The sequence below is a fragment of the Acidobacteriota bacterium genome (assembly GCA_016196035.1).
Taxonomy (GTDB): Bacteria; Acidobacteriota; Blastocatellia; order RBC074; family RBC074; genus JACPYM01.
Map to the genome: position 1 here is coordinate 15378 of JACPYM010000090.1, position 12161 is coordinate 27538.

General features: G+C 59.4%; 7 protein-coding genes. All 7 read left to right on the top strand.

Annotated features, from left to right (window positions below; all coding sequences use genetic code 11):
* Positions 1 to 18: 18 nt before the first annotated feature.
* The 7 genes from HY011_26015 to HY011_26045 all read left to right on the top strand — a co-directional run bounded on the left by HY011_26015 (position 19) and on the right by HY011_26045 (position 12132).
* Positions 19 to 1317 (top strand): hypothetical protein, encoded by a 1299-nt coding sequence (locus tag HY011_26015; GenBank protein ID MBI3426401.1) that lies wholly within the window; start codon positions 19 to 21, stop codon positions 1315 to 1317.
* A gap of 221 nt (positions 1318 to 1538) precedes the next feature.
* A complete protein-coding gene (locus HY011_26020; GenBank protein ID MBI3426402.1) occupies positions 1539 to 1754 on the top strand; it encodes a hypothetical protein in 216 nt (71 codons plus the stop codon).
* Entirely contained in the window at positions 1736 to 3007 is a 1272-nt protein-coding gene (locus tag HY011_26025; GenBank protein ID MBI3426403.1) for a PD40 domain-containing protein, read from the top strand. Before HY011_26020 ends, HY011_26025 begins: the two co-directional genes overlap by 19 nt.
* Before the next feature lie 260 nt (positions 3008 to 3267).
* Positions 3268 to 6822 (top strand): TonB-dependent receptor, encoded by a 3555-nt coding sequence (locus tag HY011_26030; protein MBI3426404.1) that lies wholly within the window; start codon positions 3268 to 3270, stop codon positions 6820 to 6822.
* Positions 6823 to 7246: 424 nt separating this feature from the next.
* Positions 7247 to 9241 (top strand): carbohydrate binding domain-containing protein, encoded by a 1995-nt coding sequence (locus tag HY011_26035; GenBank protein MBI3426405.1) that lies wholly within the window; start codon positions 7247 to 7249, stop codon positions 9239 to 9241.
* 116 nt (positions 9242 to 9357) lie between these two features.
* Positions 9358 to 10362: a sugar phosphate isomerase/epimerase gene (locus HY011_26040; protein ID MBI3426406.1), complete on the top strand. Its 1005-nt coding sequence runs from the start codon at positions 9358 to 9360 to the stop codon at positions 10360 to 10362.
* Between the two features lie 123 nt (positions 10363 to 10485).
* Entirely contained in the window at positions 10486 to 12132 is a 1647-nt protein-coding gene (locus HY011_26045; GenBank protein MBI3426407.1) for a Gfo/Idh/MocA family oxidoreductase, read from the top strand.
* Positions 12133 to 12161: the final 29 nt, after the last annotated feature.

Here is a 12161-nt window from a genome sequence, read left to right on the forward strand (position 1 = left end):
CCCACCGACGGAGGCGCAATGCATCTCAAGCGGTTGTTATGGCTGCTGTCATTGTGTGTGACGCTGGTAATTGTGACGCCCGCGCAATCCAGCCACCGCTTTGATTTCGGGCCAGGCCAAACCGCTGCCGGTTACACACAGGTTTTACCGGAGACGCTTTACAACCAGGAACGCGGCTACGGCTTTGAACCCGGCGCGGCCCTCAAAGGTGTGGTGCGGGACGGCAAAGACGCGCTGCGCAGCGACCTCATCACCAGCACGCAACCCTTTTATTTTTCTGTCGCGGTGCCGCCGGGCAATTACCGCGTCACCGTTACGCTGGGCGATCAGGCCGAAGCCACGGCGACGACCATCAAAGCCGAGCTCCGGCGGTTAATGCTGGAGAGCGTCGCCACTAGCAAAGGCCAATTCATCACGCGCAGCTTCATCGTCAACGTGCGCACACCGCAGTTTCCGGGTGGCGAAGTCCGGCTCAAAGACCGCGAGAAAACGACCGAATGGTGGGCCTGGGATGAAAAACTGACGCTCGAATTCAACGGCGCGCACCCGGCGGTCTGTGCGCTGGAAATCACGCCGGTCGAAGTGCCGACGGTGTATCTGCTCGGCGATTCGACCGTCTGCGATCAGCCGCGCGAGCCGTATAACAGTTGGGGCCAGATGCTGTCGCGCTTTTTCAACGACCGCGTCGCCGTCGCCAATCACGCCGAATCGGGCGAATCGTTGAAAAGCTCGCTGGGCGCGCGACGCCTGGACAAAGTGCTCAGCCTCATCAAACGCGGCGATTACCTCTTCCTGCAATTCGGCCACAACGATCAGAAAGAAAAGGGCGAGGGCCTTGGCGCGTTCACGAGTTACAAAAGCGATTTGAAGAAGTTCGTCGTCGCCGCGCACGCACGCGGCGCCGTGCCGGTGCTGGTGACTTCGGTGCAGCGGCGAACTTTTGGAACGGAGGGTGATGCGCAGGGCAAGATCACGAATTCGCTGGGCGATTATCCCGACGCCGTGCGGCAGTTGGCGCGCGAAGAGCAGGTCGCGCTGATTGATCTGCATGCCATGAGCAAGACGCTTTATGAAACGTTGGGGCCGGTCGGCTCCGGCGTGCTGTTCAAAGAGGGCGACGGCACGCATCACAGCAATTATGGCAGTTACGAACTGGCGCAATGCATTGTCGCGGGCATCCGGGCGAACAAGCTGGGCTTGGCAAAGTATCTGGTCAAAGACCTGCGGACGTTTGACCCCGCGCATCCCGCTGCCTTTGCGCAATTCGCCGTGCCGCCGAGTCCGCAACAAACGAATGTCAAACCGCTGGGGAATTGACCTGGGTACGCACCGCTTCCAGCGTGCTCTCGGCTGTGGCGCACTTCCTTCCGGCCGGTGTTGGTCTTATGCCGAGAGCACGCTGGAAGCGGTGCGTACCTAGTACTCCATCAAGCTGAAAATGAGGGATGTAGGGCGGGATTTAATCCCGCCCTACATCCCGGATGCGCTCTCAGCATCCATCATTTTTACCTTGATGGAGTACTAGGTTAAAAGAACACATGCTGAAACGTCTCCGCATTTTCATCTCTGCTTTGACCGTGTTCAACGGCGCGGCCACGCAAGAACGCGCGCCGCGCCAGATGGAAAAACTGGGGCACGGCGTGGCTTTTAACTGCCTTGCTTCGTGCTCTTCGTCTCTTCGTGGTGAAAGAGTTTTGTCAAAGAATTTTTGGACTTTACTGAAATGTGAGGGCTTATGCGTGAATGCATCTTGATGGCTGTCTTGTTGGCCTGCGCCGTGTTGAACGCGCTGGCGCAAGAACCGCCGACCGAATGGATTGATCCCGCCACAGGCCACAAAGTCGTGCGTCTGTCGCGTGAACCGGGCAGCCAGAGTCTGTACTTTCATCAAAACGCCTATACGCCCGACGGCCAGAAACTCATCATTACCACGCCGAACGGGTTGGCGACGCTCAACCTGAAAACACGCGCCATCGAGCAGGTCGTAGCGGGCCGCGTCAATGTGATTGTGACCGGACGCAAGAGCGGCTTGGTCTATTACGTCAAAGATCGCGCCGTCTTTGCCACGCAGCTCGAAACCAAAGCGACGCGCGAAATCGCCAAGCTGCCGCCGCGCGGGTCGGTCGCTTCGGTCAACGCCGACGAGACCTTGCTCTTGGGCAGCTTGATGGAAGGTGAGACGCAAAGCAGTTACGCGCAAGGCCCGGCTCCCGATGCGCCGCGTCCGACGCCGCCCGAGGTGCGCGGGCCGCAGGGGCAAACGCTGACCTTCGCCGAGCAAAAAGAAGTGCGGCTGAACACGCGGCTGGAACAGCGGCTGCCGATGGCGCTGTTTACGATCAACACGCAAACGGGCGAACTCAAAACCATTCATCGCGCGACCGACTGGCTCAATCATCTGCAATTTTCGCCGACCGATCCGGGGCTGCTGATGTTTTGTCACGAAGGCCCCTGGCACAAGGTGGATCGCATCTGGACGCTGCGCACGGACGGCACGAAGCTGACCAAGATTCACACACGCACGCTGAACATGGAGATCGCGGGCCACGAATTTTTCAGCGCCGACGGCCAGACGATCTGGTACGACCTGCAAACGCCGCGCGGCGAAGATTTCTGGGTCGCCGGTTACGAACTCGCCACGGGGGCGCGCACCTGGTATCACCTGCAACGCGACGAATGGTCGGTGCATTTCAACGTTTCGAATGACGGCAAACTTTTTGCGGGCGATGGCGGCGACAACGAGATGGTGGCGCACGCCAAAGACGGCAAATGGCTTTATCTCTTCCGCCCGGAAGGCATCCCGGACGTGGCGGGGATCAAAGCGCCGAACGCCAAAGAGTTAATCAAACCCGGCTTTTTCAAAGCGGAGCGGCTGGTCAATATGAGCAAACACGATTATCGGCTGGAACCGAATCTCACGTTTACGCCCGACGGCAAATGGCTGGTGTTTCGCTCGAATATGCATGGGGCTTCACACGTGTACGCCGTCGAGCTTGCAAAACCTTAAACACTAAATTCACGAGCAAAAAGTAAGCAGGTCTAGACAGGATGAACAGGGTTGCTAACGGATTCACAGCAAGTGTCGCTACAGGGCGTCAGTAATACGTGATTTGAATCCTGCTAATCCGCCCTTCGATCCTGTTGATCCTGTCTAAAAGCCTGATTGTTTTTGCCTGGTTACGGATGACGCCAGTCCGCTGAAACAGCGGGAACCGGCGTCAGTTTCAACCCCAATATCGGCCCTACCTTCAGAAAGAGAGGCAATGTATGACGCAGACAAACTCAAGGCAGCTTCGGCTCTGGTGCTTGTTATTCCTGGCGCTGTTCACCGCGCCGCTGGCGTTGGCGCAAATCGGCGGCGCAGGCTCAATACAGGGTGTCATCTCCGATGCGACGGGGGCAGTCGTGCCCGCTGCGGCGGTGACGGCGACCAACCTCGCCACGGGCGTGAAGCTTACGCGACAGACGACGGCGGCGGGCTTGTATGTACTCACGCCGCTGCCGCCGGGCGAATACACCGTCTCCGTTACGGCCACTGGGTTCAAACCGCTCGTGCAGGAAAAGGTGATCGTGGACGCGCTCAGCACCGTGGGCCTCAATCTGGCGCTACAGGTCGGCGCGACAACTGACACCGTCACCGTGACCTCCGCGCCCGCGCAATTGAGCACCTCAGACGCCCGGCTCGGCACGACGATGCGCAATGAGTTGTATACCAATTTGCCGTTGGCGATGGGCACCGCTGTCGCGGGTTCCGGCATTGGGCAGGGGCCGCGCAATCCGGGTGCGTTTATCTTCCTGTTGCCCGGCGTTTCCGAAGGGAATCGTTGGGGCACGATCAATGGCGCGCAGGGCTTTTCCAAAGATGTTTTCATCGAGGGCGTGCCCATCACCGACCCGATTCAGCAGGGCGAAGGCCGCACGATCAGCCTGGGCGTTTCGGTCGAAGCCGTCGAACAGTTCCAGGTCGAAACCAGCGGGACGGGTGTCGAGTTCAACGGGCAAGGCTCAGAGAATTACACGATCAAATCCGGCAAGAGCGAATTTCATGGCTCCGGGTTTGAGTATTTGCGCAACACCTCGTTGGACGCGCGTGGCTTCTTTCCGAGCATTCGCCCGGTCGAACATCAAAATGAATTTGGCGCGACCATCGGCGGCCCCATCGTCAAGAAAAAGGCTTTTTTCTTTTTCTCCTACGACGGTTGGCGCTATCGCGTGACCAGCCCCACGCAATTCGTTTCGCTCCCGACGCTGAAAATGCGGCAGGGCGATTTCACCGAATTGCCGGTGGCGATTTACGATCCGCTGACGACGGTCGCGGTGGCTGGGGGCTTCAGCCGCACGCAGTTCAGCGACCCCACGCGCGCGACGACGGCCAATCCGCTGGGCCTCAATATCATTCCGGCCAATCGCATTTCGTCCATCTCGAAAGTCTATCAATCGCTCCTGCCCAACCCGACCACGACGGGCATTGCGAACAATTACCTCGGCTCGGTGCCGGTGGCGTACAACAACAACAGCTACAACGCCAAGGTTGATTACAACCTGACGGCCAATCAGCGCCTGTCGGGCATCTATACCCACGGCAAGCGCAGCCAGCCGGGGCCGTATCGCGAAACCAGTGCCGGCACGCCGCAATCGGCCTTGCCGCTGCCTTACACCGATACGCGGCTGGTCGAAGAAATTCCGACGGTGATCCAGGGCAAACATAGCTGGACGATCAATTCCGCGCTGGTCAATCAACTCAGCTTCGGCTTCAACCATCTGTTCGTTCCCATCACCAACGCCACATCTGACGGCAAGTGGTCAACCAAATCGGGCCTCAAAGGCTTGCCCGCCGGGGACGCCAGCGATGCCTTTCTGGAAGCGGCCTTTGGCGGCCCCAATGCGCCGGCGGGCTGGCGCGGCACAGGTTCGCGCGATTTCGAAGACAACAATTACAACTACACCTTGCAGGACAGCCTGCTGTGGGTGAAGAACAAGCACTCGTTCAAATTCGGCTTTCAATACCAACGCACCTCCGACCATACCAAAACCAACGACACCGGCAGTTTGCTGACGACGAATTTCAGCAATCTACAGACGGCGGGTTTCAATGCGACCGGCGGACTGTTGAGCGGCACGGGCAACGCCTATGCCAGCTATTTGCTGGGCGCGCTCAATTCGGCGACGGTGAACGAAGATGCCGTCGTGCTGACTTACGCGCAGTTCAGCAGCTATGCCTGGTGGGTGGCGGACGATTTCAAAGTGAACTCGCGGCTGACGCTCAATCTGGGGCTGCGCCATGACATCATGCTGCCTTACACTGAACGGGACAGTTACTTCACCTTCCTCGACATCACCGCGCCCAATCCGGCGGCGGGCGGCCTTCCGGGCGCCTTGCGCTTCGGCGGCAAGCGCGCGCCGTCAGCGATTAGCTGCAATTGCGATCAGATCATCAACACCTATTACAAAGCCTTTGGCCCGCGCCTCGGTTTTGCGTATGCCTGGAATGACAAGACGGTCGTGCGCGGCGGGTACGGCATGATGTATTCGCGCAGCGGCGCGGTCGGTGGCCGCGATGGCGCGCGCATCGGCACGGGCTTGACGGGCATCAATGCCAACGCGCCGATTGTCAGCCCGAATGGCTCCTTCACGCCGGCGCTCTATTGGGACAACGGCATCCCGGCGTATGCGAAAGGGCCGATCTATGATCAGACCTATCAGACCGGCTTCAACGGCACCGGTTCAGGCGGCGCCGTGACGTTTGGCGACCCATATAGCCAGCCGCCGCGCTATCAGAATTGGAACCTCTCGGTGCAACGTTCGCTGACCAATTCGCTGGTCGTGACGGCGGCATACGTCGGCAGCAACGGCAAACAATTGCGCGGCGGCGGACGCGGCATTTATTCAAACCAGTTAGATCCCAAATATCTGGTCTTGGGCAATCTGCTCACGCAAACCGCGACACCCGCGAACGTCACGGCGGCAGCGGTCATCGTGCCGGGCGTCAAGCTGCCCTTCGCCACCTTCGCCGGAACCATCGCGCAGATGTTGCGCCCGTTCCCGCAATACAACAGCGTCAGCGATGTTTACGGCAACGTCGGCCAATCGAATTACAACGCCTTGCAGTTGTCCATCCAGCAACGCCTTTCCAACGGGCTGACGTTTAATTTCAACTACACGCGCAGCAAGGCGCTGGGCACCATCAACGGCAATCGCAGCGCCTATATTCAAGAAAAACACCTTTCGACCACCGATCAACCGAACATTCTCAACGCGTTTTATTCCTACGAACTGCCGTTCGGGAAGGGGCGCATGTTCGAGCCCAAGAACATCGTCGCCCGCTCGGCAGTGAGCGGCTGGCAGATTTCGGGCATCACGCGCTATGCCACGGGGGCGCCGCTCGGCCCCTTCACGGCGAATTGCAACGTGCCGCAGGCGGGCACCTGCTGGGCCAGCTACAACCCAAACTTTACCGGCCCGGTGCGCATCAACGGCGCCTGGGGCAACGGCAATGTGCTGGGCGCGGTGGCGGGCGCTACGCCGTTTATTGACGTGAATGCCTTCATCTCGCCCGCGTCGTTCACGTATGGCAACACGCCCGCGACGGGCGCGTATGGCTTGCGCAATCCGCACTTCGTGAATCAGGACTTGAGCCTCTCGCGGAATTTTTACCTGCATGAAAATCTGAAGTTCGCCTTTGGGGCTGATGCGTTCAACATTTTCAATGTGGTACGCTTCGGTTCGATCAACACGAACATCACCAGCGCCAGCTTTGGCAAAGTCGGTTCGCAAGCCAATTTGCCGCGCGTCTTCCAGTTCAAGCTCAGACTTGAATTCTGAGGCGCGAATTGACTGGTTTTTCCCCTACATTCAAGTGCTTGTCATTACCCAAATCTTTGCACAAATTCAGCCCGCGAAGGCGGGCGGCAGCATAAAGCCTGGGGTGAAGGCATAGCCGGAACCCCAGGAAAGCGACAAATTGAAGCACCCAGCCCGCGAAGGCGGGCGACAGACATTGATTGACTGCCCACGCTCTGCCGCCCGCCTTCGCGGGCTGGGCGGGTTTTCGCCAATGCTCCCAGGGTTCCGCGCGGGCGCGCTCCACCCTGGGCTTTATGCTGCCGCCCGTCTTCGCGGGCTAAAAACCCGACCACACGTTTCGTGCAAGGATTTGGGTAATGACAAGCATTCAAGTGCAGGCCGAACAAGTTTATTGTGCTAGAGCGTGGGACAAGCCGTTTGCTTGTCCCACACCAATCACTTTATGAAAATGAAACAACTGATCCGCACTGGCTGCTTTACCGTGGGAGCGTTTGGGCTGGCGTTTTGGCTGCTGGCCCAACCGTTCAAAGCCCACACGCAAAGCCACACCATCACCGTGCAAGTGGACAAACCGCGCGCTGCCGTAAGCCCCAATCAATACGGCATCTTTTTTGAGGACATCAATTTTGGCGCTGACGGCGGTATTTACGCCGAACTGATCAAGAACCGTTCGTTTGAGTTTCCCGCTGGATTGATGGGTTGGAGCAAGTTAGGGGCGACAGGCGAGGCGCGCGTGCTGGAAAGCGAAAACCGGCAAACCAACAATCGCCATTACCTGCAACTGCGCGGCACAGGCATCAGCAACAACGGCTTTCGCGGCATCGGCATCAGCCAAGGCGCGGAATACCTGTTCTCGCTGCAAGCGCGCAACACAGGTGGCGCGCCCGTCGGTTTGCGCGTCGAACTGGTGAATGCGAGCGGGAAACCTGTGGCCCAAGCCCGGCTGCGCGGGATCAAGGGTGACTGGAAAACCTATCGCTTCACGTTGCGCGCGACGGCTACCGAAGCCAACGCCCAACTCAACCTGATTCCCGAAAGCGGCGGCGCGCTCGATCTCGACGTCGTTTCGCTTTTCCCGAAAGCGACCTGGTCAGGGCGCGCCAAGGTGTTGCGCGCCGATCTGGTGCAATTGCTCAAAGACCTGCAACCCGCGTTCATACGCTTCCCCGGCGGCTGCATCGTCGAGGGCCGCAATCTGAGCGAACGCTACCAATGGAAGACCACGCTCGGCGACCCGGCGGAACGCAAGCTGCTCATCAATCGCTGGAATCTCGAATTCAAAACGCGCAACCCCGAACGCGCGCCCGCCGATTACTTCCAATCCTTCGGGCTGGGCTTCTTTGAATACTTCGAGCTTTGCGAGGACGTGGGCGCAGAGCCGCTGCCGATTTTGAATTGCGGCATGGCCTGCCAGTTCAACACGGGCGAACTCGTGCCGCTCGATCAACTCGATCCGTACATTCAAGACGCGCTCGATCTGATCGAATTCGCCAACGGCTCGGTCGTCACACCCTGGGGGCGCAAACGCGCCGAGTTGGGACACCCCACGCCATTCAATATGAAGCTGCTCGGCGTCGGCAATGAGCAGTGGGGGCCGGATTACATCCCGCGTTACGAAGCCTTTGCCAAAGCGATCAAGGCCAAGTATCCGAATATCACACTGGTTTCGAGCGCCGGGCCGTTCCCGGATGGCGACCGGTTCAATTTCCTCTGGGACAAGTTGCGCGCGCTCAACGCCGATTCGGTGGACGAGCATTACTATCGTCCGCCCAAATGGTTTTTGGACAATGCCAACCGCTACAACGACTACCCGCGCACCGGGCCGAAGGTGTTTGCGGGCGAATACGCCGCGCACGTTACGGTGCAGGGCCGCCCTGACCGGCCCAATAATTGGGAAGCCGCCTTGGCCGAAGCGGCCTTTCTGACCGGCCTGGATCGCAATGCCGACGTGGTGACGATGGCCTCGTATGCGCCGCTCTTCGCGCACGTGGATGCCTGGCAGTGGTCGCCGAATCTGATCTGGTTCGACAACCTGCGCAGCTTCGGCACGCCCAGCTATTACGTGCAAAAACTGTTCAGCCAGCAGCGCGGGACAGACATTTTGCCCGTGACGGTGAATGGCGCGGCCCAAAACGGCCAGCAGCAGCTTTACACGTCGGCTTTGTGGCAGGGAAAAACAAACGAAGTCATTTTGAAACTGGTCAATACCTCTCCAACGTCTATGATAGTGCACATCAATCTTTCCGGCGCTGGCCGGATCACAAAACCCGCGCAAGTCATCCGCCTGGCAAGTGATGATCTGAAAACGGAAAACAGTCTGGACGCGCCCAAGCGGCTCGCGCCAGTCGAACAGCAAGCCGTGCTCAAAGCAGCCGAGTTCGACCAAACGTTGCCGCCGCAATCGCTGACAGTTTTGCGCGTGCTGTGTGCGAAGTAGGTGCGGTACAGGGAGCGATAGCGACCTGGTTGCTCCCGGTTGCTACTCCTTGGAGCAACCAGGTCGCTACCGCTCCCTGTACTGCATCGCCAATAACCAAGAGAGGAACACATTCAATGTATTCAAGAAGAGAATTTGGCAAGCTGACGCTGGTGGGATTGCCATTGTCTATCTCGTCCTTAGGGTCCCTTGGGTCATCCTTAGGGGCCTTCGGACAAGGCAAAGTCAGCGGCGTGCGCATCGGCATTCAGTCTTACAGCTTCCGCAATCTGGAACTGGACGCCGCCATCGCCGCCATGAAAGACATTGGCATCGGCGAGTGCGAGTTGTTTTCCGGCCACGTCGAGCCGCGCATGGGGCCGCCTCCTGGCATGGGGCCACGCCCGCAACAGCCCGGTTTGGCAGGCCCGCCCGCAGGTGGCCCGCCGCCAGGAGGCCGTCCGCCGGGGCAAGGGCCAACGCCGGAACAGCGCGAGGCGATGCGCAAACGCGCCGAAGAAGTGCGCAACTGGCGGCTGACCGTCTCGCTCGATCATTTCACGGCCATCCGCAAAAAGTTCGACGCGGCGGGCATCAAGTTGCAGGCCTACAACCTGAGCTTCAACGACAATTTTAACGATGAAGAGATTGAGCGCGGCTTTGAAATGGCCAAAGCGCTGGGCGTCAACCTCATCACGGCGTCTTCCACCTTGAAAGCGGCGAAACGTGTGGCACCCTTTGCCGATAAGCACAAAATCAAGGTCGCGATGCATGGGCATTCCAACCTGACCGATCCCAACGAATTCGCCAAGCCGGAAAGCTTTGAGGCGGCCTTGGCAATGTCGAAATACTTCGCGATCAATTTGGATGTGGGCCATTTCTTTGCGGCAGGTTTCGATCCGCTCGATTACATTGAGAAACATCACGCGCACATCACCAACTTGCACCTCAAAGACCGCAAGAAGGACAATGGGCCAAACACGCCCTGGGGCGAAGGCGACACGCCGATCAAAGCCGTGTTGCAGTTGCTGAAAACGAAGAAGTATGACATTCCGGCGAACATCGAATATGAGTATCGCGGCGACGATGCCGTCGCCGAGGTGCGCAAGTGTTTCCAATTCATCAAGACCGCGCTGGCGTAGCAGAAATCGTAGGGGCAGACCTGCGTGTCTGCCCCGGTGACCACAAGCGAATTCGCGGGCGTCAAACCCGACCGGGGCAGACACGCAGGTCTGCCCCTACGTTGAATCAACCAAGGAACAACAATGTCCAAAGAAAAAATCACCAGAAGAAAATTTGTCGCGGGCGCGACGCTGGCGGCAGCCGCCCCCATGATCGTCCCGCGTCACGTGTTGGGCGGCGTGGGTTACAACGCGCCCAGCGATACGGTCAACTTTGCGTTGATCGGTTGCGGCGGACAGGGCAAGACCGACGCGGCTGAACTCGTCACGGGCGGCCAAAACATGGTCGCGCTGTGCGATGTGGATTACGGCTACGTTGACCGCGAAGTCGCCAATCTCACTCGGCAGCGTGGCCCCGGCGGCCCCGGTGGCGGCGGCAGACCCGGCGGCGCGAATGCGCCCGCGCCCACGCCAGAACAGGCCGCGCGCATGCAGCAGCAGGCCGAAGAGCGCCGCTTGCAAGCCGAGAAATTGCAGGCCGCTTACAAGAGCGCCAAGCGGCATACCGACTTCCGCAAGATGCTCGAATCGCAAAAAGACATTGACGCGATTGTCGTCGCCACGCCTGACCACTTGCACGCCACGATTGCCAAAACCGCAATGGAACTGGGCAAGCACGCCTATGTCGAGAAACCGCTGACCTGGTCAATTCAGGAAGCGCGCGTGTTGCGCGAAACCGCCGCGCGCACCAAGGTCACCACGCAAATGGGCAACATGGGCCATTCCAGCGAAGGCGCGGCGCTTGTCAACGAGTGGATTCAGGCTGGCCTGATCGGCAAAGTCACAGAGGTCAACGTCTGGACGAATCGCCCCTTGGGCTTCTGGCCGCAAGGCGTGCCGCGCCCCAGCAAAATTGTCGCTGATGCGCCGGCCAACACACCTGCCAGCGGGCCTGGCGCGAATATGGGTTCGGATTGGACGGCGCGCTTGGTCAACCGCACGCTGGCTGCCGCGATGGACGGCAATTATCCGGTACCCAGCGGGCTGGAATGGGACTTGTTCCTCGGCCCCGGGCCGCAGGTGGATTACCATCCGATCTATCATCCGTTCAATTGGCGCGGCTGGTTGGATTGGGGCACGGGCGCCATTGGCGACATGGCCGCGCACTTGATTGACCATCCGTATTGGGCCTTGGGGCTGACCTATCCGACCAGCGTCGAAGCGACCTTCACGCCGTTTGGCACCGACCTGAAAAACAAACCCGTCAGTTATCCAATGGGTTCGCACGTCGTGTATCACTTCCCGGCGCGCGGCGCGCAACCGCCCGTCAAACTGACCTGGATGGATGGCGGCCTGATGCCCGCGCGGCCTGACGCCTTGCCGGACGATGTGCAACTCGACGGCGGCGGCGGCGCGATCTTCATTGGCGAAAAAGGCATCCTCGTCCACGGCACCTACGCCGCGAATCCGAAGCTTTATCCGCTATCGCTGATGGAAGCCACGGCCAAAGTGCCGAAGACTTACTTCCGCGTCGAGTCGAGCGGCGCGGGGGCCTTCGCCTCGGCCAAACATCGCATGAACTGGATCAGGGCCATCAAAGGCACTGAGAAGGCGACCTGCCCGTTTGAATACGCCACGCGGCTGACCGAAACCATGCTGCTCGGCGTCGTTGCGATGAAGGTCGGACAGAGCAAGAAGATTTACTACGACGGCGAGAAGGGGTTGATTACCAACAACTCCGATGCCAACCAGTACCTGCAACGTGAGTATCGCAAGGGCTGGACGTTGTAGCACACTAGCGTAGGGGCAGACCTGCGTGT

What these genes read in the sequence shown, in the direction of transcription:
- HY011_26015 (MBI3426401.1), top strand. Translation starts at nt 19, where the DNA reads ATGCATCTCAAGCGGTTGTTATGGCTGCTGTCATTGTGTGTGACGCTG.
- HY011_26020 (MBI3426402.1), top strand. Translation starts at nt 1,539, where the DNA reads ATGCTGAAACGTCTCCGCATTTTCATCTCTGCTTTGACCGTGTTCAAC.
- HY011_26025 (MBI3426403.1), top strand. Translation starts at nt 1,736, where the DNA reads ATGCGTGAATGCATCTTGATGGCTGTCTTGTTGGCCTGCGCCGTGTTG.
- HY011_26030 (MBI3426404.1), top strand. Translation starts at nt 3,268, where the DNA reads ATGACGCAGACAAACTCAAGGCAGCTTCGGCTCTGGTGCTTGTTATTC.
- HY011_26035 (MBI3426405.1), top strand. Translation starts at nt 7,247, where the DNA reads ATGAAAATGAAACAACTGATCCGCACTGGCTGCTTTACCGTGGGAGCG.
- HY011_26040 (MBI3426406.1), top strand. Translation starts at nt 9,358, where the DNA reads ATGTATTCAAGAAGAGAATTTGGCAAGCTGACGCTGGTGGGATTGCCA.
- HY011_26045 (MBI3426407.1), top strand. Translation starts at nt 10,486, where the DNA reads ATGTCCAAAGAAAAAATCACCAGAAGAAAATTTGTCGCGGGCGCGACG.